Annotated in this window: 20 protein-coding genes; 9 read left to right on the top strand and 11 right to left on the bottom strand. The window is 60.0% G+C overall.

The window, feature by feature from the left end; all coding sequences use genetic code 11:
• Position 1 precedes the first annotated feature (1 nt).
• Genes FQ192_RS22375 through mfd form a run of 3 tightly spaced genes read right to left on the bottom strand, consistent with a single transcriptional unit; the run spans position 2 to position 6,730 of the window.
• Entirely contained in the window at positions 2-2,692 is a 2,691-nt protein-coding gene (locus FQ192_RS22375) for a DEAD/DEAH box helicase (RefSeq protein WP_149660496.1), read from the bottom strand.
• A gap of 11 nt (positions 2,693-2,703) precedes the next feature.
• Positions 2,704-3,270, bottom strand: a complete 567-nt coding sequence (locus FQ192_RS22370; protein WP_149660495.1) for a CsiV family protein — start codon at positions 3,268-3,270, stop codon at positions 2,704-2,706.
• 10 nt (positions 3,271-3,280) lie between these two features.
• Positions 3,281-6,730: a transcription-repair coupling factor gene (mfd, locus tag FQ192_RS22365; RefSeq protein ID WP_149660494.1), complete on the bottom strand. Its 3,450-nt coding sequence runs from the start codon at positions 6,728-6,730 to the stop codon at positions 3,281-3,283.
• A 364-nt stretch (positions 6,731-7,094) separates the two neighbouring features.
• Between mfd and FQ192_RS22360 the strand changes: the two genes are divergently transcribed.
• Entirely contained in the window at positions 7,095-8,558 is a 1,464-nt protein-coding gene (locus FQ192_RS22360; protein WP_133836769.1) for a glyceraldehyde-3-phosphate dehydrogenase, read from the top strand.
• Positions 8,559-8,663: 105 nt separating this feature from the next.
• Here FQ192_RS22360 and FQ192_RS22355 read toward each other — a convergent pair whose 3' ends face one another.
• Positions 8,664-9,965 (bottom strand): MFS transporter, encoded by a 1,302-nt coding sequence (locus tag FQ192_RS22355; RefSeq protein WP_149660493.1) that lies wholly within the window; start codon positions 9,963-9,965, stop codon positions 8,664-8,666.
• A gap of 403 nt (positions 9,966-10,368) precedes the next feature.
• Here FQ192_RS22355 and FQ192_RS22350 point away from each other — a divergent pair, with 403 nt between their 5' ends.
• The gene (locus FQ192_RS22350; protein WP_256672347.1) at positions 10,369-11,313 is read left to right on the top strand and encodes an FAD:protein FMN transferase; all 945 of its coding nucleotides are present in this window, start codon (positions 10,369-10,371) and stop codon (positions 11,311-11,313) included.
• Positions 11,314-11,520: 207 nt separating this feature from the next.
• Complete coding sequence (gene sthA, locus FQ192_RS22345) at positions 11,521-12,915, top strand: Si-specific NAD(P)(+) transhydrogenase (protein ID WP_149660491.1); 1,395 nt, start codon at positions 11,521-11,523, stop codon at positions 12,913-12,915.
• A 42-nt stretch (positions 12,916-12,957) separates the two neighbouring features.
• Here sthA and FQ192_RS22340 read toward each other — a convergent pair whose 3' ends face one another.
• On the bottom strand, positions 12,958-13,680 hold the full coding sequence (locus tag FQ192_RS22340) for a glycerophosphodiester phosphodiesterase (protein ID WP_149660490.1): 723 nt from the start codon (positions 13,678-13,680) through the stop codon (positions 12,958-12,960).
• Between the two features lie 13 nt (positions 13,681-13,693).
• Positions 13,694-14,275, bottom strand: coding sequence for a PilZ domain-containing protein (locus FQ192_RS22335; RefSeq protein WP_149660489.1), 582 nt, complete (start codon positions 14,273-14,275; stop codon positions 13,694-13,696).
• 94 nt (positions 14,276-14,369) lie between these two features.
• On the opposite strand from FQ192_RS22335, the gene FQ192_RS22330 reads away from it, so the two are divergent.
• The 3 genes from FQ192_RS22330 to FQ192_RS22320 all read left to right on the top strand — a co-directional run bounded on the left by FQ192_RS22330 (position 14,370) and on the right by FQ192_RS22320 (position 17,621).
• The gene (locus tag FQ192_RS22330; protein WP_149660488.1) at positions 14,370-15,620 is read left to right on the top strand and encodes a lipoprotein-releasing ABC transporter permease subunit; all 1,251 of its coding nucleotides are present in this window, start codon (positions 14,370-14,372) and stop codon (positions 15,618-15,620) included.
• Between the two features lie 7 nt (positions 15,621-15,627).
• Positions 15,628-16,311 carry a lipoprotein-releasing ABC transporter ATP-binding protein LolD gene (gene lolD / locus FQ192_RS22325; RefSeq protein ID WP_166655989.1) on the top strand — a complete coding sequence of 228 codons (684 nt, stop codon included), beginning with the start codon at positions 15,628-15,630 and terminating at the stop codon, positions 16,309-16,311.
• Positions 16,312-16,376: 65 nt separating this feature from the next.
• A complete protein-coding gene (locus tag FQ192_RS22320; RefSeq protein ID WP_149660487.1) occupies positions 16,377-17,621 on the top strand; it encodes a lipoprotein-releasing ABC transporter permease subunit in 1,245 nt (414 codons plus the stop codon).
• A gap of 123 nt (positions 17,622-17,744) precedes the next feature.
• Here the strand turns inward: FQ192_RS22320 and FQ192_RS22315 are convergent, their stop codons facing one another.
• Positions 17,745-19,094 carry a heavy metal sensor histidine kinase gene (locus FQ192_RS22315; protein ID WP_149660486.1) on the bottom strand — a complete coding sequence of 450 codons (1,350 nt, stop codon included), beginning with the start codon at positions 19,092-19,094 and terminating at the stop codon, positions 17,745-17,747.
• Positions 19,094-19,774 carry a heavy metal response regulator transcription factor gene (locus FQ192_RS22310; RefSeq protein ID WP_149660485.1) on the bottom strand — a complete coding sequence of 227 codons (681 nt, stop codon included), beginning with the start codon at positions 19,772-19,774 and terminating at the stop codon, positions 19,094-19,096. The genes FQ192_RS22315 and FQ192_RS22310 overlap by 1 nt, the downstream gene beginning before the upstream one ends.
• Before the next feature lie 155 nt (positions 19,775-19,929).
• Here FQ192_RS22310 and FQ192_RS22305 point away from each other — a divergent pair, with 155 nt between their 5' ends.
• Together FQ192_RS22305 and queF are read left to right on the top strand one after the other, a co-directional pair.
• On the top strand, positions 19,930-20,451 hold the full coding sequence (locus tag FQ192_RS22305) for a plastocyanin/azurin family copper-binding protein (RefSeq protein WP_149660484.1): 522 nt from the start codon (positions 19,930-19,932) through the stop codon (positions 20,449-20,451).
• Between the two features lie 61 nt (positions 20,452-20,512).
• Complete coding sequence (queF, locus tag FQ192_RS22300) at positions 20,513-21,343, top strand: NADPH-dependent 7-cyano-7-deazaguanine reductase QueF (RefSeq protein WP_149660483.1); 831 nt, start codon at positions 20,513-20,515, stop codon at positions 21,341-21,343.
• Positions 21,344-21,408: 65 nt separating this feature from the next.
• On the opposite strand, the gene FQ192_RS22295 is transcribed toward queF, so the two are convergent.
• Both FQ192_RS22295 and FQ192_RS22290 read right to left on the bottom strand, forming a co-directional pair.
• The gene (locus tag FQ192_RS22295) at positions 21,409-21,672 is read right to left on the bottom strand and encodes a DUF4404 family protein (RefSeq protein WP_149660482.1); all 264 of its coding nucleotides are present in this window, start codon (positions 21,670-21,672) and stop codon (positions 21,409-21,411) included.
• A 109-nt stretch (positions 21,673-21,781) separates the two neighbouring features.
• Positions 21,782-22,402: an HAD family phosphatase gene (locus FQ192_RS22290; protein ID WP_149660481.1), complete on the bottom strand. Its 621-nt coding sequence runs from the start codon at positions 22,400-22,402 to the stop codon at positions 21,782-21,784.
• 199 nt (positions 22,403-22,601) lie between these two features.
• On the opposite strand from FQ192_RS22290, the gene FQ192_RS22285 reads away from it, so the two are divergent.
• Positions 22,602-23,291 carry a VacJ family lipoprotein gene (locus FQ192_RS22285; protein WP_149660480.1) on the top strand — a complete coding sequence of 230 codons (690 nt, stop codon included), beginning with the start codon at positions 22,602-22,604 and terminating at the stop codon, positions 23,289-23,291.
• 62 nt (positions 23,292-23,353) lie between these two features.
• Here FQ192_RS22285 and FQ192_RS22280 read toward each other — a convergent pair whose 3' ends face one another.
• On the bottom strand, positions 23,354-23,653 hold the full coding sequence (locus FQ192_RS22280) for a PilZ domain-containing protein (protein WP_010456298.1): 300 nt from the start codon (positions 23,651-23,653) through the stop codon (positions 23,354-23,356).
• Between the last annotated feature and the right edge of the window lie 263 nt (positions 23,654-23,916).

Below are 23,916 nucleotides of genomic sequence, written 5' to 3'. Positions count from 1 at the left end.
CTCAACGCTTCTCCAGCTTATCCGGCAACGGCGCAAACAGCGCTTCAATGTCATCACTCTGCAACTTCCAGTCCCCGGCCGAGCGGCCATCCAGTACGCCCGCCGCCAGGTCGGACTTTTCCTTTTGCAGGTGCTGAATCTTCTCTTCGACCGTACCCCGGGCAATCATCTTGTAGACGAACACGGGCTTCTCCTGGCCGATGCGATAAGCCCGGTCAGTCGCCTGGTTTTCCGTCGCCGGGTTCCACCACGGGTCGTAGTGAATCACCGTGTCGGCTTCGGTCAGGTTCAAACCCACGCCACCAGCCTTCAAGCTGATCAGAAAGATCTGACGCTTGCCGCTCTGGAAGTCCTTCACCGGAGCGCGTCGGTCGCGGGTTTGTCCGGTCAATAGGGCGTATTCAACACCGCGCTTCTTCAGTTCGACCTCGATCAGCGCCAGCATCGAGGTGAACTGCGAGAACAGCAAAATACGCCGGCCTTCTTCAAACAACTCGTCAAGCATCTCCATCAAGCTGTCGAGCTTGCCGGACGTGCTACCGCGAGTAGGCAGGACGGCGTCGTTGACCAGGCGCAAGTCGCAGCAGACCTGGCGCAGCTTCAGCAGTGCTTCCAGGATGATGATCTGGCTGCGGGCCACGCCTTTGCGGGTGATCTCATCGCGAACTTTCTTGTCCATGGCCAGGCGCATGGTTTCGTACACGTCGCGCTGGGCTTCGTTGAGATCGACCCAATGGATGATCTCGGTTTTCGGCGGCAATTCGGTCGCCACCTGTTCCTTGGTCCTGCGCAGCAGAAACGGTTTGATCCGACCGTTGAGGTGCTGAAGTCGGACCTCACTGCCGCGCTTTTCGATGGGCACGCGGTAATCGCGATTGAAGCTTTTCACATCGCCGAGCCAACCGGGCAGCAGGAAGTGGAACAGTGACCACAGCTCGCCCAAGTGGTTTTCCAGCGGCGTGCCACTCAGGCACAGACGCTGCCGGGCATTTAACTCACGGGCCGCCTGGGCCGCCTTGCTGTTGGGGTTCTTGATGTATTGAGCTTCATCCAGCACCAACACGTGCAGTGGCACCGCCGCCAGGGTTTCCACGTCCTTGGGCAGCAATGCATAGGTGGTCAGGATCAGGTCGTAATCGGTCAGGTTCTCGAAGTGTTTTTTGCGGCTGGCGCCGTACAGCGCCAGCACGTTGAGCTGCGGCGTGAAGTGCGCCGCTTCGTCGAGCCAGTTGGGGATCAGGCTGGTGGGCATCACCACCATGCACGGTCGATCAAGGCGCCCGGCGATTTTCTCGCTGAGAATATGCGCCAGGGTCTGTAGGGTTTTGCCCAGGCCCATGTCATCCGCGAGAATCCCGCCGACTTCCAGCTGGCGTAACGACTGCATCCAGCTCAGGCCTTCGAGCTGATATGGCCGCAACGTAGCGTTCAAGCCCTGCGGTGCCTCTGTGGTGAAATCCTTGATATCGCGCAGGCGCTGGGTAAAGGTACGAATCTGATCGCCGCCTTCCCACAGCAACGGCATGTCTTCCAGCGGATTCAGCCGGATCGCGTCAGCCTTGCTCAAGCGCAGCGTGGTTTCGCCGGGCCCTTGCAGGTAAAACTCGCCAAGGGTCGCCAGTACCGGTTTCAGGCGGCCGAAGGGCAGGGCGACTTGCAGCGGGCCGTATTCGGAGTTCGGGCGATTGGGGATGTTCACCAGGATCAACTCGTCATCGCGACGGCGGGCCAGGCGTTCCGGGTTGAGGATTTCGGTGTGCGAGCGCATCAGGTTCAACAGGATCGGCAGCAGGCTAAGCCGTTCGCCATTGACGATGATCCCCAGCTCCAGATCAAACCAGTCGCGCTCCGGCACTTGTTCGACAGTGGCGTACCAATCGTCCACGGCCGTCAGGTCGAAACCGAAATCCTCGTCGATCTGCAACTCCCAGCCCTGGGTGCGCAGCTTCGGCAAATCATTGAGGGTGAAGGTCAGCCAGGCGCTGTCGTTGACCATTTCGAACAGTTCGCCAGCGCTTTCGGGTAAGGCCTTGCTTTGCCGGGTGGCGATCTTGAAACCGAGGATTCTTAGCTGTTCCCTGTAGGCCTGTTCGACTTCCGGGTGACGTTTTATCCGTAAGGTCTGTGTCTCCTGACGAATCAGGACGTCGGCATTCTTCTGCCCGGACACGTATTCGTCCAGATAACTGAAGGACAACGCCGCACGATGCTGGATGTAGCGCTGCATCTTGCCGTTGCGCGGTTCGAAGGCGCTGAATTCGACACTCGCCAGCCACAGGCGCGGCACCGGTTGCACGTTATCCACCAGCACTTGTGGCGGTGCCTTCGGGCTGCGGTTTTCCAGGACTGCCTGGAGTTTTTCCAGCAGTTCGGCGTCTTGCGCAGCCGCCGGATAGGCCAGGGTTTCCTGGACTTTGAGCAGCACCGCCGCGCAATGTTTGCAGTTGCTATGGACCGGGCAGGTGCAGTTGGCGTCGACCATCAGCAAGGTGCCTTTGGCTGACTCGCGCAGGCGAATGGTCTGACGGTAAACGTTACCGCCCGAACCTTCGCACGCAGCGATGATCGTGGCATCGCCGACCTCGACGATCCTGACGCGGTTCTCCAGCGCGTAGCGACGGCCACGCTCCAGGCTCTGTTCCTTGAATCGGCTGACCCAGGAAGGTGCCAGGGGTTTGCTCAGGGTCGACATAGGGACTTCAATCAGTCCGGAATTTCTTCGGGGGCTGGCCGAGGGGCTGGCGCAGTCAGCGAGGTGATCTTGATCATCAGGCCCAGATGGCCGTTATCGAGGTAGTTCAGCTGGCCGCTCCTGGTGTGGCTTTCCTGCTTCAGACGTTCGCTGGCAGTGACCATGCCGTTGGCGTCGAACTGATTGACCCAGAAGTCCGCGTCAATGTCGGTGAGGCGCCCCACCTTCAGGTCAAGCGTGCCTTCGATCGGGAATTGACCGAACTGTTCGTTGCCGTCGCTGATCGCAATCTTGCTGGCTTCTTCACCCAGGTTCTGTTGCCAGGCCTTGTGCAGCAGCACCGTGTAGTCGGCGCTGTTGGTGAGTTTTTCCACTGTGCCATTGAGGCTTGGCGTGCGCAGGCTGTCGGGGGCGATGTGTTGTGCGCCGGCCGCCCAGTCTTCCGGTGCTGCACGACTGACGATTGCCGGCACGGCGTTTTGCCGGAACAGGATCATTTCAACCTGATACTTGTCATCGGCAAACGCCGTTGAAGCAAACAACGTCATCAGCAAAGTTAGCGAGCGAAACAGGCGCATGCGGCGTCCTTCAAGCAGTTGTCGGGAGTAGGCGCTCAAACAGCGCCTCTACAGTATTAAAGCGCTCTTCCGGGCGCTCCATCGGCACCATGAATTTGAACATCGTGGCACCTTCGAATTTGTAGCGTTTGGGTTGGCTCTGGATCAGTTTGATCAGGGTCAACGGATCGACCGGGGTCTGCGCCGCGAACTCGATACGACCGCCTTGCGGACCGCCGTCGACTTTCTTGATGCCCAGTTGCTCGGCCTGCAATTTCAGAAGCGTGATCCGTACCAGGTTCTTGGTTGGCTCGGGCAACAGGCCGAAACGGTCGATCATCTCCACTTGCAGGTCCTTGAGACCTTCCTCGTCGGTCGCCGAGGCGATGCGTTTGTAGAGAATCAAGCGGGCGTGAACATCCGGCAAGTAGTCCTCGGGAATCAACGCCGGTACGCGCAAGTTGACTTCCGGACCGCCGCCCAACGGTTGATCAAGGTTTGGTTGTTCGCCCTTGCGGATCGACTTCACCGCGCGCTCGAGCATTTCCATGTACAGCGTGAAGCCCACCGCCTGGATCTGCCCGCTCTGGCCGTCGCCCAGCAATTCGCCGGCGCCACGGATTTCCAGGTCGTTGGTCGCAAGCACAAAGCCCGCGCCGAGGTCCTGGGTGTTGGCAATCGCTTCCAGACGCTTTTCGGCGTCGCCGGTGATTTGCTGGCGCGGCGGCGTCAGCAGGTACGCGTAAGCCTGGTGGTGACTGCGACCGACCCGGCCGCGCAATTGGTGCAACTGCGCCAGGCCGAACTTGTCGGCACGCTCGATGATGATGGTGTTGGCGCTCGGCACGTCGATGCCGGTCTCGATGATGGTCGAGGCGATCAGCACGTTGAAGCGCTTGTGGTAGAAGTCGCTCATCACCTGTTCGAGTTCGCGCTCGCGCATCTGCCCGTGGCCGATACCGATGCGTGCTTCCGGCACCAGTTCGGCGAGGTCGGCGGCGCATTTCTCGATGGTTTTGACATCGTTGTGCAGGTAATAGACCTGACCGCCGCGCAGCAGCTCGCGGAGCAAGGCTTCCTTGATCGTGCTTTTGTTCTGCTCCATGACGAAGGTCCGCACCGACAGGCGACGGGCCGGCGGCGTGGCGATGATCGACAGGTCGCGCATGCCCGACACCGCCATGTTCAGCGTGCGTGGAATCGGCGTGGCGGTCAGGGTGAGGATGTCGACTTCACTGCGCAGGGCCTTGAGCTGTTCTTTCTGACGCACACCGAAACGGTGCTCTTCGTCGATGATCACCAGCCCGAGGTTTTTGATTTTCACATCGTCGGACAACAGCTTGTGGGTGCCGATGACGATGTCGATCTTGCCTTCCGCCAAGTCCGCAATCGCGGCATTCACTTCCTTGGTGGACTTGAAGCGGCTCATCACTTCCACGCTCACCGGCCAGTCGGCAAAGCGGTCGCGGAAGCTGTTGTAGTGCTGTTGGGCGAGCAGGGTGGTCGGCACCAGGATCGCCACTTGGCGACCGCCGTGTACCGCGATGAACGCGGCACGCATCGCCACTTCGGTCTTGCCGAAACCGACGTCGCCGCAGACCAGTCGGTCCATCGGTTTGGGCGCGAGCATGTCGGCGCGCACCGCATCGATGGTGGTTTGCTGGTCCGGGGTTTCTTCGAACGGGAATCCGGCGCTGAACGTCGCGTAATCGGCTTTCGGATCGGCGAAGGCGTAGCCCTCGCGGGCGGCGCGGCGGGCATAGATGTCGAGCAGCTCGGCGGCCACGTCGCGCACCTGTTCGGCGGCTTTGCGCTTGGCTTTCTGCCAGGTCTCGGAACCGAGGCGGTGCAGCGGGGCCAAGGCATCGTCGCTGCCGGTGTAGCGCGCGATCAAATGCAGGTTGGCCACCGGCACGTAGAGCTTGGCGCCTTCGGCGTATTGAAGGGTCAGGAACTCGGCGGCCTGGTCGTCGATTTCCAGGGTTGCCAGGCCGAGGTAACGGCCGACACCGTGATCGATGTGCACCACCGGCGCGCCTTCGCGCAGCTCGGTGAGGTTCTTGATCACTGCGTCATTGTTGCCATCGGCGCGTTTCTCGCGGCGCCGACGCTGCATCACCCGCTGACCGAACAATGGGCTTTCGGCGATCAACGCTAATGCCGGATCGTCCAGCAGCAGGCCTTCATCCAGCGGCGCGATGGTGATCGCCAGGCGATCCTTGCTTGCGACAAAGTCCGGCCAGCTATCGACGGTTTTCGGTCGCAGCTTCAGGCGTTCAAGCAATTCCAGCAGCACTTCACGACGGCCCGCAGACTCGGCGGTAAACAGCACGCGACCGGGGAACCCGTCGAGGAAACCGGCCAGCGCCGCCAACGGCTGGGTGGCCTTGGCTTCGATGGCCAGGTTCGGCAGCGCTTGCGCCGGGAAGCGTTCGCGGCCTACGCCGGTTTCCACGTCTTGCTGGCTGGCGACCACGCGCGGCCAGTTCTTCAGGCGTGCGAAGCAGTCTTCCACCGGCAGGAACAGCTCGGCCGGCGGCAATAAAGGACGGGACGGGTCGACGCGGCGCTCTTCATAACGATTGCGCACGTCGTTCCAGAAATTCTCCGCCGCTTGCTCGATGCCCGGCAGGGAAAACACCTGGGTGTCTTGTGGCAGGTAATCGAACAGGGTCGAGGTTTCATCGAAGAACAGCGGCAGGTAGTACTCGATACCGGCCGGGGTAATCCCGCTGCTCAGGTCCTGGAAGATCGGGCAGCGGCGGAAGTCGACATCGAAACGCTCGCGAAAGCGCGCCTTGAAGCGAGTGACCGCGTCCTTTTGCAGCGGGAATTCCCGGGCCGGCAGCAGGCGCACGGTGTCGACCTTGTCGATGGAGCGCTGGTTGTCCGGATCGAATGTGCGCAGGGTCTCGATTTCGTCGTCGAACAGATCGATGCGGAACGGCAGTTTGCTGCCCATAGGGAACAGGTCGATCAGTGAACCGCGCACCGTGAATTCACCGTGCTCGTACACCGTATCGACGTAGCGATAGCCGCTGGCTTCGAGCCGGGTGCGCATTTGCTCGACGTCGAGTTTCTGGCCGACATCCAGCACCAGGCTGCTGCCGAGCAGGAACTTGGTCGGCGCCAGGCGATGCAGGGCCGTGGTGATTGGCACCACCAGCACACCGTGGGTCAGCTCCGGCAGCCTATATAAGCTGGCAATGCGCTGGGAGATGATGTCCTGGTGCGGCGAGAACAGGTCGTAAGGCAGGGTTTCCCAGTCGGGAAAATGCAGCACGGGCAAATCCGGGGCGAAGAAGCTCAGCTCCTGTTCCAGCCGTTCAGCGCTTTGGCTGTCAGCGGTCAGCAGCAGGGTAAAGCGCTTGGCAGCGCTGGCGGCCTCGGCGATGGCCAGGCTCAGGGCGGCACCGGGCAAGTTGCCCCAGTGCTGTTTACCTGCCGCGGCAGGGAGAAGCGGTAGACGCAGAACGGGCACGGAAGGTTGAGCTCCAAGCGTTGCGACAAAGTCGGTAATTGTAGCGGCCTCAGGTGCCGGCTGTCAGTTGCAGATATGTCTATTACGCGGGTTGGGCGAAATGTAGTGGTAAAGACAAAATCCGGCGGTTTTTTGCTGAAATTTAGCGATTATGTAGTGGCAAAACGAGCAGGTGTTACGGATGGTTACGGACAAGGCAGCGCTACCTCCAAAAAATTGACTGCGCTGAAAGCCCCGTATTTACTGGGCTCCAGCGCGGCGTAATTTTTTTGAACAGAAATTTGTTACGGCTCGCACGACAGGCGCGCATTGCTACGAGAGGCACTCGGCGGCATAATGTAGCCCCTTTTTTCTGCCCCTACATATGTGGAAGGTTCCCGTGACTCAGAAGCCCGACCAGTGTCTTGGTGAATGGATCGACCGTGAAGCACTCGCAGAAGCGATGATTCCGCTTATCGGTCAGCTCTACCGCAATAACAACGTGGTGAGCTCGATCTATGGCCGCAGCCTGATCAATCGTTCAGTCATTGCGATTCTCAAAGCTCACCGCTTCGCTCGCCATCGCCAGTCCGATGACAGCGAACTGTCCGTCCACGAAACATTCCCGCTGCTCAAAGCCATGAGCGAGCTCAAGCTCGGCGCCGCTTCGGTCGACCTGGGCAAGCTGGCGGTCAAATTCAAGGCCGAAGGCAATGGCCGCACTGCCGAGCAGTTCGTCCGTGAAGAACTGGCCGACGTGGTTGGCCAGCAAAACGTTGCCGCGCGCAAAGGCACCGACGTTGTCCTCTACGGCTTCGGTCGTATCGGCCGTCTGCTGGCGCGCATCCTGATCGAAAAAACCGGTGGTGGCGACGGCCTGCGTCTGCGCGCCATCGTGGTCCGCAAGGGCGCCGAGAACGACCTGGTCAAACGCGCCAGCCTGCTGCGTCGCGACTCGGTCCATGGTCCGTTCGATGGCACCATCACCATTGATGAAGCCAACAACACCATCACCGCCAACGGCAACCTGATTCAGGTTATCTACGCGAAAAACCCGACTGAAGTGGATTACACCCAGTACGGCATCAAAGACGCGCTGCTGGTGGACAACACCGGTGTATGGCGTGACGCCGAGGGCCTGGGCCAACACCTGGCTTGCCCGGGTATCGACCGCGTTGTGCTGACCGCGCCTGGCAAAGGCAAGCTGAAGAACATCGTTCACGGCATCAACCACGGCGAAATCACCGCTGATGACAAGATCGTTTCCGCGGCTTCCTGCACCACCAACGCCATCGTGCCGGTGCTGAAGGCCGTCAACGACAAGTTCGGCATCATCAACGGTCACGTTGAAACGGTTCACTCGTACACCAACGACCAGAACCTGATCGACAACTTCCACAAGGGCGATCGCCGTGGCCGTAGCGCCGCGCTGAACATGGTGATCACCGAGACCGGTGCTGCCACCGCTGCTGCCAAGGCTCTGCCTGAGCTGGCCGGCAAGCTGACCGGCAACGCGATCCGCGTTCCGACGCCGAACGTGTCGATGGCCATTCTCAACCTGAACCTTGAGAAAGCCGCGACCCGCGAAGAGATGAACGATTACCTGCGTTACATGGCGTTGCACTCCGATCTGCATAAGCAAATCGACTACGTCAACTCGCAGGAAGTGGTGTCCACCGACTTCGTTGGCTCGCGCCACGCCGGTGTTGTGGACGCTGAAGCGACCATCACCCAAGACAACCGCGTTGTTCTGTACGTTTGGTACGACAACGAATTCGGTTACAGCTGCCAGGTGGTGCGCGTGATGGAAGACATGGCCGGGGTCAACCCGCCAGCGTTCCCGCGCTAAGCTTCAGCCGCAAATGAAAACGCCCCGACATTGTCGGGGCGTTTTTGTTTGTGCGGTGATCGTTCCCACGCAGAGCGTGGGAACGATCGTGCTGACGAATGCGATCTACCTGGCGCCGCCAGCCACTGCGGCTTGCGCAGTCCGCAACTCATGCTTGTTGCCACGGAACAACACCAGCGTCGCAATCAACCCCAGCACCGCCGCACCACTGAGCCAGATCCCCGGCGCGGCCTTGTTATCCAGCACGTGGATCAGATAAGTGCACGCCGCCGGAGTAAACCCACCGAAGGTCGCGGTCGCCAGGCTGTAGGCCAGGGAGAAACCGGTTGTACGAACTTCTACCGGCATGATCTCGGTCAGCGCCACCACCATGGCGCCGTTGTACGAGCCATACAAGAACGACAACCACAACTCGACGATCAGCAGATGGCTGAAACTCGGGTTGGCCACCAGCCACGACAGGGCCGGGTAAGCCGTGAGGATCGCCAGAATCGTCGCCGCCAACAGTAGGGGTTTGCGGCCGATCTTGTCGGAAAAAGCTCCCATCACCGGCAGCCAGAAGAAGTTCGACAGGCCGATGCACACAGTAACCAGTAACGCATCCAGGTCCGACAAATGCAGTTCGGCTTTACCGAATGTCGGGGTGTACGCAGTGATCAGGTAGAACGACACGGTGGTCATGACCACCAGCGCCATGCCGGCGATAACGATGCCAAAGTTCTGACCGATCGAACGGATGATTTCCTGCAGGGTAGGGCGATGTTTACGCGCCTGGAATTCCGGAGTTTCTTCCAGCGAGCGTCGAATCACGAAGATCACCGGCACGATCATGCAACCGATCAGGAACGGCACGCGCCAGCCCCAGTCACCCATTTGTTCCGGGCTGAGCCAGTGGTTCAAACCGACCCCCAGCAATCCGGCGAATACCACGGCGGCTTGTTGACTGGCGGACTGCCAGCTGACGAAGAAGCCCTTGCGCCCCGGGGTGGAGATTTCGGCCAGGTAAACCGACACACCGCCCAGTTCCACGCCCGCCGAGAAGCCTTGTAACAGGCGGCCGAACAGCACGATCAGCGGCGCAGCCACGCCCAGGGTGGCGTAACCCGGCACGCAGGCAATCAGTATCGTACCGGCGGCCATCAGGGCCAGGGTGATGATCAGCCCTTTGCGACGGCCGTGACGGTCGATGTAGGCACCGAGGAAAATCGCACCCAGCGGACGCATCAGGAACCCGGCGCCGAAGGTTGCCAGGGACAGCATCAAGGAAGCGAAAGCGCTGTCGGCAGGGAAGAAGGTCTTGGCAATGGCCGTGGCGTAGAAGCCGTAGACCATAAAATCGAACATCTCAAGAAAATTACCGCTGACAACGCGAAAGATCGCTTTGCCTTTGCCCGTATTCGAGGACATTTGAACGCTCTCACTTTGGCTGTCTTATTGGAAATCCCTGGTCTTGACGCTTCCTGGCTGTCGGCCTCAAGCACGCAGGCACGCACCGAACAGTTTTGTAACGATATGTGTATGAAGATGGATAGGCAACCACTAGTTAGCCTGCTGCTTAAACGTTATAGCCATTAAGCGGCATGAAATTAGAGGTGGAGCGAATTAGCCTTTGTAGTAGCGAGGCTTGCCCGTGAAGGCGATAAACCTGGCGCACCGCCTTCGCGGGCAAGCCTCGCTCCTACAGGGAGAGTGCATAATGGCGACCCTCGGTGTTGTGCCAGGGGAGTCAGGGGGAGTGAGATTGTTGAGACGGAAGGGTTTTGTCCTGGCGCTGTTCGTTGCCCTGTCCGGCTGCGGCAACGGTGATTCCATGGAAAGCTTCGGTGGCCCGACCATGGGCAGCACCTATTCGATCAAGTACGTTCGAAACGAGGAACTGCCCGCACCGCAAGCAGTACAGGTCGAAGTCGAAAAGATCCTCGCCGACGTCGACCGGCAAATGTCCACCTACCGCAGTGACTCGGACATTGAGCGCTTCAACGATCTGCCCGCCAATCGCTGTCAGACAATGCCCGTGCCGATCCTCGAATTGGTCCGTGTCGGCGAACAACTGTCGCTGCAAAGCGAAGGCTCCTACGACCTGACCGTCGAACCACTGATGAACCTCTGGGGGTTCGGCCCACAGGCTCGTGAAGAAAAAGTCCCGAGTACCGAAGCACTCACCCACGCAATGCAACGAGTCGGTCACACACACCTGCGCATCGACGGTGACCAACTCTGCAAGGACACCGCCGTCGAGGTCGATTTCAACAGCATCGCCGCCGGCTACACCGTGGACACCATTGCCGCAAAACTTGAAAGCATGGGCATCCATAACTACCTCGCCGAAGTCACCGGCGAACTCAAGGCAGCCGGCAAAAAGCTCGATGGCTCACCGTGGAAAATTGCCCTGGAAGAGCCCCGGGCCAATCAGCAAGTGGCCGAGCGCATCATCAATGTCGACGGCTACGGCGTGTCCACTTCCGGCGACTATCGCAACTATTTCGAGCAAGACGGCCACCGCTATTCCCACACCTTCGACGCCCGCACGGGTGCACCGATTACCCACAACCTGGCGTCGGTCACGGTCATTAATCCTTCAACGCTGATGGCCGATGGCTTATCGACGCTGTTGCTGATTCTCGGCCCCGAACGTGGATGGGACTACGCGCAAAAACACAACATTGGTGCATTCTTTGTGATTCGTGCCGATACAGGTTTCGTCACACGGGCCAATCAGGCTTTTGAGCGCCAGAGTGGCGGCAAAACCGAATGATTGCGGCGATCCGAGCATTGAAGACTGGCGTTGTAGCGCCGGCAAAAGTAGCCTACGACGCGACCAAGGGTTAATGTGCGCGGCGTTGACGCTTCTATAGACTGTGTCCGGGTTCTGCACTGGCCCCAAATTGTTCCTTCACGCCGCAGATCGGCGTGATTTAGCCGCAGGTGCCGATGGCGCCGCGGCCTGTTCTGAGGAGTACGCATGGCTGTCTACAACTACGACGTGGTGGTGCTGGGTTCCGGCCCGGCAGGAGAAGGTGCGGCAATGAACGCCGCCAAAGCAGGACGCAAGGTGGCCATGGTCGACAGCCGTCGCCAGGTCGGCGGCAACTGCACCCACTTGGGTACCATCCCGTCCAAGGCATTGCGTCACTCGGTCCGGCAGATCATGCAGTTCAACACCAACCCGATGTTCCGGGCCATTGGTGAGCCGCGTTGGTTCTCGTTTCCGGACGTGCTGAAAAGCGCAGAAAAAGTCATTTCCAAACAAGTCACTTCGCGTACCGGCTACTACGCCCGTAACCGCGTCGACGTGTTCTTCGGCACCGGCAGCTTCGCCGACGAGCAAACCATCGAAGTGGTGTGCGCCAACGGTGTAGTCGAAAAGCTTGTCGCCAAGCACATCATCATCGCCACCGGTTCGCGTCCGTATCGCCCGGCGGACATCGATTTCCATCACCCGCGTATCTACGATAGCGACACCATCCTCAGCCTCGGCCACACCCCGCGCAAACTCATCGTTTACGGCGCGGGCGTGATCGGTTGCGAGTACGCCTCGATCTTTAGTGGCCTGGGTGTGCTGGTTGAACTGGTGGACAACCGTGGTCAGTTGCTGAGCTTCCTGGACTCGGAAATTTCCCAGGCCCTGAGCTATCACTTCAGTAACAACAACATCACGGTTCGCCACAACGAAGACTACGACCGCGTCGAAGGCGTGGACAACGGTGTGATCCTGCACCTCAAGTCCGGCAAGAAGATCAAGGCCGACGCCTTGCTCTGGTGCAACGGCCGTACCGGTAATACCGACCAGTTGGGTCTGGAAAACATCGGCGTGAAGGTCAACAGCCGTGGTCAGATCGAAGTGGACGAGGCCTACCGCACCTGCGTGCCGAACATCTACGGTGCCGGTGACGTGATCGGCTGGCCGAGCCTGGCCAGTGCCGCTCACGACCAGGGTCGCTCGGCCGCTGGCAGCATCGTCGATAACAACAGCTGGCGTTTCGTGAATGACGTGCCGACCGGCATCTACACCATTCCGGAGATCAGCTCGATCGGCAAGAACGAGCAAGAGCTGACCCAGGCCAAAGTGCCGTACGAAGTGGGCAAGGCGTTCTTCAAGAGCATGGCGCGGGCACAGATCGCCGGCGAGCCCCAGGGCATGCTGAAGATCCTGTTCCACCGCGAAACCCTGGAAGTGCTGGGCGTGCACTGCTTCGGCTATCAGGCGTCGGAGATTGTTCACATCGGCCAGGCGATCATGAGCCAGCCGGGCGAACTGAACACCCTCAAGTACTTCGTCAACACCACGTTCAACTACCCGACCATGGCCGAAGCCTATCGGGTAGCGGCATACGATGGCCTCAACCGGCTTTTTTGAGCGGCTCCGGCCGGTGGCCTGAGCCGGCCGGGGAGACCGATTTCAGCAATTCTCGAGGGTGGCAGTGGCCAAACCGGGAAAGTCTGTAATCAGGCTGTCAACGCCGAAGTCGGCGAGTCTGCGCATCAGCGCGGGCTCGTTGACTGTCCATACCGACACATGCAGCCCCTGACGCTGCGCCTTCTGCAGGCGTTCCGGCGTACACAGGGTCCAGTTCAGCGCCAGAATCTCACAGCCATAGCTTTGCGCGACTTTCAACGGGTCGAGCCAGGCGTACTCGGCGACCAATCCGCGAGACACATCCGGCACCAGGTCCAGCGCGGCCTTCAATACTTCGCGGGAACTGGAGGTGATGGTCACCTTTTCCAGCAGGCCGTGACGCACCGCCATTTCCCGAATCGCCAGCACCGTAGTCGCGGCGCGGGTGCGTGAAGCGCTTTTGACTTCCAGTTGCCAGTGCTCGAAATCGCATTTCTCGAACAGCTCTTCCAGCGTTGGAATCGGGCACGGCTTGATCCAGCCCGGGCCGCCCTTGCGCGCGTCGTAGGTCACCAGATCCTTAGCGGTATGCTCGACCACTTTGCCGCGGCGGTCGGTGGTGCGCTTGAGTGTCGGGTCGTGGATGACCATCAACTCGCCGTCCATGGACAGGTGCAGATCCAGTTCGCAACGGCGCACGCCGTGCTTGAGACATTCCTGAAAACTGGTCAGGGTGTTTTCCGGTGCTTCGCCTTTGGCGCCGCGATGGCCGTAGATGAGGGTCACGGTTCTTCCTTAATTAAATGCCTGATTCGTTTTGTTCGCGGGCCAGACGTCGTTCCTGGGCCTGCTTTTGCAAGATGTAGCGGGCGAGCAATTGGCGCTGGGCATCGGTCGGGTACTCGAACTCGGTGCCGACGTCGTAGCCGTCGCCCTTGCGGTCGCAATGGGTGACCCTGGCCCGCAGCAACAGGCCCAGCGCTTGCGGCATCAGCACCAGTTTGACCGACAGGTGCGCGCCGACGGCAATGGGGGTCGGATGCTGAAAGTCGATGCCGCCTTCGGAGATGATCACCGGTTGCGGGTCGCCGATGTGCCCGAGCACGGTCAGGGCGACCACCTGGCTGAGCAGGTCGATGCGTTTGTTCTGGGATTTCAAGAAGGCAGCAATCGCCCGGTCGCGCTCACTGATCTGGCGCAACAGGTGCTGCGACTCGAATTCGCTCAGGTGCAGTTCACTGAGCAAGTTGAAGAGGGGGGAAGCATCCTGCAACACTTCCTGGCCTGCGGCTTCGGGAGCAGACAGGGTCCGAATTTCCAGTGCGATCGTGTCCTCGATACGGTAGTATTCGCGGCGATCTTCTTCATCTAATGTCGACATGGCGAACCCATGGTAGCGGCGGTGGTCTGAGTGTAAAGCTGGTTATCGACCCCCGCCACAAGGACGTTCCTTTTCCCTCCGAACAAGCCCCGACATGTTCAGACCTCTCTTCGTATTTATTGGCACGCGTTATACCCGTGCAAAGCGTCGCAATCATTTTGTGTCGTTCATTTCCCTGACTTCGATGATCGGGCTCGCCCTTGGCGTGGTCGTGATGATCGTCGTGCTGTCGGTCATGAACGGTTTCGATCATGAGATGCGCACCCGCGTGCTGGGCATGGTGCCCCACGCGACCATCGAGTCCGGTGAAGCGATCAGCGACTGGCAAAGCCTGGCCACCAAGGTCAAGCAGAACCCGCAGGTGACGGCCGTTGCGCCGTTCACCCAGATGCAGGGGCTGCTGACCAACAATGGCAAGGTGTCCAAGGTGCTGCTCAATGGCATTGACCCGGCGCTGGAGCGGCAGGTCTCGATCATTGATAACTTCATGCAGCAGGGCAAGCTCGACGACCTGGCCCCCGGCAGCTTCGGCATCGTCATTGGCGACAAGGCGGCGGCCAAGCTCGGCGCGGCCATCGGCGACAAGCTGACCTTCGTCGCACCGGAAGTCACCGTAACCCCGGCCGGGATGTTCCCGCGCATGAAACGCTTTACCGTGGTCGGCATCTTCCATGTCGGCGCCGGTGAGCTGGATGGCTACCTGGGCGTGACCAACCTGCAGGACCTGGCCAGGCTGCATCGCTGGAAGCCGGATCAGGTCCAGGGCATCCGCCTGAAGTTTGATGACCTGTTCCAGGCACCGCGCGTGGCGTGGACCCTGGCCCAGCAACTCGGCGAAGACCATTACTACGCCCGCGACTGGACCCGCACCCACGGCAACCTGTATCAGGCGATCCGCATGGAAAAAGCCATGATCGGTCTGCTGTTGCTGCTGATCGTTGCCGTCGCGGCTTTCAACATCATCTCCACGCTGGTGATGGTGGTGAATGACAAGAAAGGCGACATCGCTATCCTGCGCACCCTGGGCTCCACGCCGGGGCAGATCATGGCGATCTTCATGGTCCAGGGCACGGTCATTGGTGTGATCGGAACGCTGATCGGCGCCGTGGTCGGGATCTTCGCCGCGCTGAACGTCAGCGCCGCGATCTCGGCGCTGGAAGGCCTGATCGGGCATAAATTCCTCAACGCCGACGTGTATTTCATTGATTACCTGCCGTCGCAAGTGCAGAGCCAGGATGTGTTGATGGTCTGCGCCGCTGCGTTGGTACTGAGTTTCCTCGCCACCCTGTATCCAGCCTGGCGTGCCGCGCGCACCCAGCCTGCGGAGGCGCTACGTTATGAGTGAGTCGGGCATGAGTGAAAAAGCAATCTTGAGCTGTCGCAACCTGGGCAAATCCTACGAGGAAGGCCCGGAGTCGGTAGAGGTGCTGGCCGGTCTGCAACTGGAACTGCATCCGGGTGAGCGCGTGGCGATTGTCGGCACTTCGGGTTCGGGCAAAAGTACCTTGCTCAACCTGTTGGGCGGTCTCGATACGCCGACCAAGGGCAGCGTCTGGCTCGACGGCGAAGAGCTCTCGGCACTGAGCGAGAAGAATCGCGGGTTGCTGCGTAACCGTTCCCTCGGGTTCGTGTACCAGTTCCACCACTTGCTGCCGGAATTCACCGCCCTGGAAAACGTCTGCATGCCGCTGCTGATCGGCAAGACCGCGATCCCGGAGGCGCGTCAGCGTGCCACCGCGTTGCTGGAGCGGGTAGGGCTGGGGCATCGCTTGCAGCACAAGCCGTCGGAACTGTCCGGTGGTGAGCGTCAGCGTGTGGCCATCGCCCGCGCCCTGGTGAACAACCCGGGGCTGGTGATGCTCGATGAGCCGACCGGCAACCTGGACTCCCACACAGCGCAAGGCATTCAGGACTTGATGCTGGAACTCAGCACCTCGATGCGCACCGCGTTCCTGGTGGTGACCCACGATATGAACCTGGCTCGCCAGATGGATCGCGTCCTGCATTTGCAGGAAGGTTGCCTGACGCCCATCTGATTGACCGAAACCCGGCGCGGCTGAAAAGCCCGTCGGGTCTTTTATTTTTATACGGTGCCCAGCGAATGTTCAGACCGTTATCGATCTTTATCGGCGCGCGCTATACCCGCGCCAAGCGCCGCAATCGCTTTGTTTCCTTCATCTCGATGACCTCGATGATCGGCCTCGCCCTGGGCGTGCTGGCGATGATCGTGGTGCTCTCGGTGATGAACGGTTTCCAGCGCGAAATGAGCTCGCGCATCCTCGGCATGGTGCCCCACGCGACCATCGTCGGCGTGAACCCGATCGACGATTGGCAGCCGGTGGCCGCCGCCGCGATGAAAAATCCCGAAGTGACCGCCGCCGTGCCATTCACCGAGATGGAAGGCATGCTCTCTTATAAGGGCGCGATGCAGCCGATCCAGATCAGCGGCATCGACCCGGCGCAGGAAGGCAAGGTCTCCATCGTCGCCCAGCACATCGTCCAGGGGCGTCTTGATGCCTTGAAGCCTGGCGAGTTCGGTGTAGTGGTCGGCGAGATCACGGCGCGGCGCTTTCGCTTGAACGTCGGCGACAAACTCACCTTGATCGTGCCGGAAGTCAGCACCGCACCGGGGGGCATCACCCCGCGCATGCAGCGGCTGAACGTGGTCGGTGTGTTCAAGGTTGGCGCCGAGCTCGACGGTTCGATGGCGCTGATTCACATGGCCGATGCCGCGCAAATGCAGCATTGGCAGCCGAATCAGGTGCAGAGCGTGCGCCTGGCGGTCAAGGATCTGTACGCGGCGCCCAAGGTGTCGAACGACATCGCCAATGGCCTGGGCACGGCGTACAAGGCTGACGACTGGACCCACACCCAGGGCAGTCTGTTCAGCGCGATGAAAATGGAAAAAACCATGATCGGCCTGCTGTTGCTGATGATCGTCGCGGTGGCGGCGTTCAACATCATTGCAACCCTGATCATGGTGGTGAACGACAAGGGCGCGGACATTGCGATCCTGCGCACCATCGGCGCCACGCCACGGCAGATCATGGCGATCTTCATGGTCCAGGGCACGGTGATCGGCATCGTCGGCACCTTGATCGGCGGTGTGCTGGGGGTGATTGCGGCGTTGAACGTCAGTGAACTGGTGGGTTGGCTGGAGCGCGTCAGCGGGCAGCACATCTTCAGTTCGGACGTGTACTTCGTCAGCAACCTGCCTTCGGAATTGCAGGGCGGGGATGTGTTGTTGATCTGCTCGGCGGGGTTCATCCTGAGCTTCCTCGCCACCGTTTACCCTGCCTGGCGGGCGGCGAAGATTGAGCCGGCTCACGCGTTGCGGTATTCGTAAGTGCTGAAATCGCTTTCGCGGGCAAGCCTCGCTCCTACAGGTTTGATGTCGATCCATTATTTGTGTTCGACGCAATCCCTGTAGGAGCGAGGCTTGCCCGCGAAGAGGCCGGACCTGCCGACCTCAATCGCCCCTTGGCAACTCAATCACAAACCTCGTCCATCCTTGACCTGATTCGCAACGAATCTGCCCGCCATGGGCACGGATGATCGACTGGGTAATCGCCAAACCCAATCCTGCATGTTCACTACTGCCTTCCTGACGCGCCGGATCCGCTCGATAGAAACGGTCAAACAGGCGCGGCAGCAACGCCTCAGCAATCCCGTCGCCGCTGTTCTCAACCGTCAGGCTCAACCCTTTAGGCTGATCAACAATCCGCACCCGAACTTCACCGTCGGCCGGGGTAAACCGCAACGCATTGTCCAGCAGATTGGACAGTGCCCGCCGCAACATGCTGCGGTCACCTTCCATGCCTGCACGGCCATCGCGGGTCAGCGTCACTTGCGCGTCCTCGGCCAGCGGCGCGAAAAACTCCAGCAACAGATCCACTTCCTCCGCCAGTTCCAGCGGTTCGCGCTTGGGCATCAGCAACCCATGGTCAGCCTTGGCCAGGTACAGCATGTCGTTGACCAGTTGGGCCATCCATTGCAGTTCTTCGAGGTTGCTGTGCAGCGCTTCGCGGTAATCCTCGATGGGGCGTGGGCGGGTGAGGGTGACTTGGGTGTGGGTCAGCAGGTTCGACAGCGGCGTGCGCAGTTCATGGGCGATGTCGGCAGAGAAGGCCGAGAGCCGTTGAAAAGAGTCGTCGAGCCGTCCGAACATGGCGTTAAAGTTGTGGGCCATTTCCGCCAGTTCCGGCGGCATGTTCTCCTCCGGTAGCCGTGCATTGAGCGAATGCGCCGACACCCCGCTGGCCACCGCACTCATGCGTCGCAAGGGACGTAAACCGCTACGCGCCGCCCAGGCCCCGAGCAGGGCCGTGGCCAGGGCCGAGAGGCCGACGGTCAGCCAGATCAAGCGTTGCATGCGTTGCAGGAAGTGTTGGTGATGGGTGATGTCCAGCAGCAACGTCAGTTGTGGCGAGTCGGGTTTGTCGAGAAACAGCGGGGCGTTCAGGACGCGATAGTCGGTGCCGTCATCGTTTACGGTCGACAAGCCCGGTTTTTGCGGCAGCTTTTCGGGCAGGCGCGCCGAACTGTCATACCAGCGCTGGCCATCGCTGCCAGTAATGCGCAGCGACAAATCAGCCTGTCGGCTCAGCTCATCCTGCAGTTTGACTTCGCTTTCACTGGACTGAATGTCGTGCAGCGCCCGGCGCAGGCCAATCAACTTCCCGTCCAGCAACTGCTGATCGAGCTCGATAAAGTGCGCTTCGCTGGCGCGGCTGAACAACACCCCGGCGAACAACGAAACCACGGCGGTGCAGGCGGCAAACAGCAGAGCCAGGCGATTACTCAGGGACAGTCGGCGCATCAGGCGTCGCGCTCTTCAAGCACATAACCCATGCCGCGCACGGTGTGGATCAGCTTGTTGGGGAAGTCGTCGTCGATCTTCAGGCGCAGACGGCGGATCGCCACTTCGATGACATTGGTGTCGCTGTCGAAATTCATGTCCCACACCTGGGAGGCGATCAGCGACTTGGGCAGCACTTCACCCTGGCGGCGCAGGAGCATTTCCAGCAGGGCGAATTCCTTGGCGGTCAAGTCGACGCGCTGACCGTTGCGTTCGACCCGGCGGCGGATCAGGTCCAGGCGCAGGTCGGCCAATTGCAGGGTTGTTTCCTGAGGCGTGGCGCTGCCGCGACGTAACAGGCTGCGGACCCGGGCCAGCAGTTCGGAAAACGCGAAGGGCTTGACCAGGTAGTCGTCGGCACCCAGTTCCAGGCCGTGAACCCTGTCCTCCACCGCGTCTCGGGCGGTCAGAAAAAGTACCGGGGTGTCGAGGCCAGCGCCGCGCACCGCTTGCAGAATCTGCCAGCCATCGCGGCCGGGCAACATGACATCGAGGATCAGCAAGGCGTAATCGCCGGTCAGCGCCAATTGCTGGCCGGTGCTGCCGTCGGCCACCAGTTCGGTGGTGAAACCGGCCTCGGTCAGGCCCTGGCGCAGGTAGTGGCCGGTTTTGGCCTGGTCTTCGACGATCAGCAGTTTCATGGATAGCTCTGTTTAAGTGGAACGAGCGCTTTATACCGTGGGTGGCAGCGATGCAGGCCAACCTGACAAAGTTGTAATCTGCCTGTCAGGTTGCGGGCAGGCGTGTCAGTTTAGAGTTTTCCACAGGCTGAACCTTATCTTGTTGGAGTACGACTATGTTTTTGCGCAAACCCTTGATGCTGGCCGCGTGTTTGCTGACGTTGAGTGCGCCGGTATGGGCGTCGCCGGCGCAGACTTACGACTTCGGTCAGCCGGCGCCGGCGGCCAAGGCCAGCCGCAGCGTGGAAGTGGTGATGGGCGATATGTCCTTCGATCCGAAGGCCATCGATATCAAGGCCGGTGAGACGATTCGCTTTGTGCTGGTGAATAAGGGCCAGTTGTTGCACGAATTCAACCTTGGCGACGCGGCGATGCATGCCGCGCACCAGCAGGAAATGCTGAAGATGCAGCAAAGCGGCATGCTGACGCCTACAGCCATGAAGGAAATGGACCACGGCTCAATGGCCGGTATGGATCACGGCATGAAGCATGACGACCCGAATAGCGTGCTGGTGCCGCCGGGCAAAACCGCCGAGCTGACCTGGACGTTCACCAAGGCCACCAGCCTGGAATTTGCCTGCAACATCCCGGGTCACTATCAGGCGGGCATGGTCGGCAAACTGACAGTCAGTCAGTAAGCACTCAAAGGCGGGCGCAAAGGCTGATAGAATCCGCTGATTCTTCAGTCAGGTTTCCGCCATGCATCCCGCAGCCGAACATTCGCCGCTGGGCAAATCCAGCGAATACATCGCCACCTATACGCCGTCGTTGCTGTTCCCGATCCCGCGCACCGCGAAATGGGCCGAACTGGGCCTGACGGCGGACACCCTGCCATATAAAGGCGTGGATTTCTGGAACTGCTTCGAACTGTCATGGCTGTTGCCGTCCGGCAAGCCGGTGGTGGCGATCGGTGAATTTAGCATTCCGGCGGATTCGCCGAACATCATCGAATCCAAGTCGTTCAAGCTGTACCTCAATTCACTGAACCAGACGCCGTTCGCCGACACCGCGAGCCTTGAAGCCACGCTGGTCAAAGACCTGTCGGCGGCTGCCGGTAAACCGGTTGGCGTGCGCATTCGCAGCCTGCGCGATGTGGAAGCCGAAGGCGTCGTCGCGTTGCCAGGCGTGTGCATCGATGACCTCGATATCAGCGTTAGCAACTACGAGCACCCGCGTCCGGAACTGCTGCGTTGCGATGACTCGCGCATTGTCGAAGAGGCGGTGCATAGCCATTTGCTCAAGTCCAATTGCCCGGTCACCAGTCAGCCGGATTGGGGCAGCGTCGCGGTGGAGTACCGGGGTTCTGCGCTGGATCACGCGAGTTTGCTGGAGTACATCGTCAGCTTCCGCCAGCACTCGGACTTCCATGAGCAGTGCGTGGAGCGCATCTTCCTTGACCTGCAACGGTTGTTGAAACCGGAAAAATTGACGGTGTATGCGCGGTATGTGCGTCGTGGCGGGTTGGATATCAATCCGTATCGCAGTACTGAAGACGTGCAGTTGCCGAACCATCGTCTGGTCCGCCAATAGATCTTCTGCTTCAAAAACGAAAAAGCCCCGCTATCGCTAGCAGGGCTTTTTTGTATCTGGCGGCTTCAGATCCCGATATTGCCCAGTGTTTGCACGATGTTGCGCAACGTACCGGCAATGGCGGGGTGTTCGAGTTCGAAGCGTTCTACGGCCAGGTTCACACCGTCGGCGAGGCTGGAATCCTGGGTTTTGGTTTCGAGTTCAAGCTCAAGTTCGATCTGTTGCATCAGCGCGTGCAGATCGGCGCGCTCGGCTTCGGAAAGCGGCGGATTCTGTTCCAATTGCTCGCGCAGAGTATTGAGCTGTTCTTGCAGTTCGCGGGCAGGCATGGCGTTCTTCCTTTTATCGATAGGCACTGGCATAGACCGCAGCAGCGTGCCAAAGGTCTATGGCTGACCTTTAGATTAATCCACTCTCGGGCAGGCTGCATGATCTCGATCAGGGCTTTTCGCCCTTGAGCCGGCGCAGGCTGATGTCCGCCAGGCAGGTGTCGAGCTCGCCGAGGTGATCGATCACCGAATGCACCCCCAGGCCAAACAGCTGCACGGTCGCTTTGCCACGCAGGTGTTCGCGCTCCTTTTGGCTCAAGGCTTGCCATTCGCTCGGCGCCAGCCCGCACAGCGAACCGCATGACGCCAGGCCAATGGTCCATAAACCGGCATTCAGCCCAGCCTGCAACAATCGCGGTTCGCCGCTGACCAGCACGCAGCCGTCCAGACGCTCGACATTCAACGCCATCAAGGCTTGCCAGCAGGCGTTCGGCGCCGGCCAAGGATTGATTGTTGCTGGATGTTGCGAAGGTTTGATCCACGTCGGCAGGCCGGCGGCCAGGGTCTGGCTGAGGGCAGGGGGGAGCTCGTCGAGCCAGGCGCAGGGAATTTGCTGGCGCTGCAGACTGCGCAGGCTGTCGAGGGCGCCGGGGGTGGCTTCAGCGTGCTCGGCAGTGGGCGGGCCGGGCTGACCCGTGCGGGCACCGAAATCCACCAGGCAACCACTGAGGCCGAACAATATTGCGGTCAGGTTTGGCGCGGCGTCGGGCAAGGCTTCGGCATGCGGCATATCAACGTCCCTGAAATAGCGCCAAGGCTAGGGGAGGACAGTGACAGTTGAGTGACATTGATGTGAATCGCTCACAGTCATTTCGCATCATCGGCAGACTGACGGTTAGGGAGCTGCCTAAACCAACCTTTCCGTCTTATACTAGCCGCCTTTACGCTTGGGCCGCGCGCCCGCGCCAGTACAATCCAAGGAGTTTTCTATGCGCTGGAGCAATCAATTCGCTCAGCTATGTATGTGTGCCAGCGTATTGCTGGTTCCGTTTGTTGCCCAGGCAGCTTCGGAAGATGACCCTTGGGAAAGCGTCAACCGCCCGATTTATCAGTTCAACGACTTTGTCGATACCTACGCACTGAAGCCCATTGCCCAAGGCTATGAGTTCGTGACGCCGCAGTTCCTGGAAGACGGCATTCACAACATGTTCCGTAACGTCGGGGATGTCACCAACCTGGCCAACAACGTCTTGCAGGCCAAACCGGCCGCCGCTGGTGTCGACACTGCTCGCCTCATTTTCAACACCACTTTCGGTCTGCTGGGCTTCTTCGATGTCGGGACCAAAATGGGCCTGCAACGCAGCGACGAAGATTTCGGCCAGACGCTTGGCTATTGGGGCGTCGGCAGTGGTCCGTACGTGATGCTGCCGTTGCTCGGCCCAAGCACCCTGCGTGATGCGCCGTCCAAGTTCGTCGACAGCTACACCGGCCCGTACCGTTACATCAACGACGTGCCTGTGCGTAACTCGATCTTCGGCCTGAACATCGTCGATACCCGGGCCAGCCTGTTGTCGGCCGAGAAGCTGATCAATGGCGACAAGTACATCTTCATCCGTAACGCGTACCTGCAAAACCGCGAATTCAAGGTCAAAGACGGCCACGTCGAAGACGATTTCTGATTTAGCGCGGTAAAAACGAAGAAGGCGGCCATTTGGCCGCCTTCCTTGTTTCTGGATCCTGTTTATTTCATCTTCAAGATTGTAAGCCCGAGTTTCTGGCTGCCACCGTCCTGTTCCTTGACCCACACCACTTCAGTGTCTGCTTCCAGTCCTTTGAGCGCTGCGTGATCGGAGTCGATCCGCACGCTGAGCCGGTCCCCGACCTTAAACAAACGCGGCGCCTCCACCTGCATGCCACTGCTGGAAAGGTCTATGCAGACGGCTGGCACCTCATCGCCCTCGTGAATCAGCGAGACATCGGCATCGACTCGCATGCGGATGAAATCGCGCTTTTCGCTGTAGTCCCGATCGGTTTGACTCATGGGCTCGATCCTTCCATTGGGTTACGGTTTTGCCTGTTCTTATAACTCCCGGTGATTTGAGAAGTAAAGACGTCAAGCGACCATCGGCGTGAGCTTGAAACGCCCCGCGGATGGGAGTACCGTCTGCGCCTTAGAAGGGCACCTCTGGTGGACCTGTGTGTAGGGCAAACGCTCGAAAACAGTGCAGCAGAGAGGCTAGAAAGCGAATCCAGTAGTGAGAGCCGGGATAAAACCCCTGCCTGCTACGCCAACCTAATTCTGGC

This window comes from Pseudomonas sp. ANT_J12 (assembly GCF_008370045.1).
In the GTDB taxonomy this organism is placed as follows: domain Bacteria; phylum Pseudomonadota; class Gammaproteobacteria; order Pseudomonadales; family Pseudomonadaceae; genus Aquipseudomonas.
Note: the sequence above shows the minus strand (reverse complement) of the source record. Positions and strands in the feature narration are given on the sequence as shown.

Excerpts from the sequence above, each read along its gene's own strand:
- FQ192_RS22295 (WP_149660482.1), bottom strand. The coding sequence starts at position 21,672 with ATGCCTGCCCGCGAACTGCAAGAACAGCTCAATACTCTGCGCGAGCAA.
- FQ192_RS22290 (WP_149660481.1), bottom strand. The coding sequence starts at position 22,402 with ATGCCGCATGCCGAAGCCTTGCCCGACGCCGCGCCAAACCTGACCGCA.
- FQ192_RS22315 (WP_149660486.1), bottom strand. The coding sequence starts at position 19,094 with ATGCGCCGACTGTCCCTGAGTAATCGCCTGGCTCTGCTGTTTGCCGCC.
- FQ192_RS22305 (WP_149660484.1), top strand. The coding sequence starts at position 19,930 with ATGTTTTTGCGCAAACCCTTGATGCTGGCCGCGTGTTTGCTGACGTTG.
- FQ192_RS22330 (WP_149660488.1), top strand. The coding sequence starts at position 14,370 with ATGTTCAGACCTCTCTTCGTATTTATTGGCACGCGTTATACCCGTGCA.
- FQ192_RS22320 (WP_149660487.1), top strand. The coding sequence starts at position 16,377 with ATGTTCAGACCGTTATCGATCTTTATCGGCGCGCGCTATACCCGCGCC.
- FQ192_RS22280 (WP_010456298.1), bottom strand. The coding sequence starts at position 23,653 with ATGAGTCAAACCGATCGGGACTACAGCGAAAAGCGCGATTTCATCCGC.
- FQ192_RS22370 (WP_149660495.1), bottom strand. The coding sequence starts at position 3,270 with ATGCGCCTGTTTCGCTCGCTAACTTTGCTGATGACGTTGTTTGCTTCA.
- sthA (WP_149660491.1), top strand. The coding sequence starts at position 11,521 with ATGGCTGTCTACAACTACGACGTGGTGGTGCTGGGTTCCGGCCCGGCA.
- FQ192_RS22335 (WP_149660489.1), bottom strand. The coding sequence starts at position 14,275 with ATGTCGACATTAGATGAAGAAGATCGCCGCGAATACTACCGTATCGAG.
- FQ192_RS22310 (WP_149660485.1), bottom strand. The coding sequence starts at position 19,774 with ATGAAACTGCTGATCGTCGAAGACCAGGCCAAAACCGGCCACTACCTG.
- FQ192_RS22285 (WP_149660480.1), top strand. The coding sequence starts at position 22,602 with ATGCGCTGGAGCAATCAATTCGCTCAGCTATGTATGTGTGCCAGCGTA.
- FQ192_RS22350 (WP_256672347.1), top strand. The coding sequence starts at position 10,369 with ATGGAAAGCTTCGGTGGCCCGACCATGGGCAGCACCTATTCGATCAAG.
- queF (WP_149660483.1), top strand. The coding sequence starts at position 20,513 with ATGCATCCCGCAGCCGAACATTCGCCGCTGGGCAAATCCAGCGAATAC.
- FQ192_RS22375 (WP_149660496.1), bottom strand. The coding sequence starts at position 2,692 with ATGTCGACCCTGAGCAAACCCCTGGCACCTTCCTGGGTCAGCCGATTC.
- lolD (WP_166655989.1), top strand. The coding sequence starts at position 15,628 with ATGAGTGAAAAAGCAATCTTGAGCTGTCGCAACCTGGGCAAATCCTAC.
- FQ192_RS22360 (WP_133836769.1), top strand. The coding sequence starts at position 7,095 with ATGTGGAAGGTTCCCGTGACTCAGAAGCCCGACCAGTGTCTTGGTGAA.
- FQ192_RS22355 (WP_149660493.1), bottom strand. The coding sequence starts at position 9,965 with ATGTCCTCGAATACGGGCAAAGGCAAAGCGATCTTTCGCGTTGTCAGC.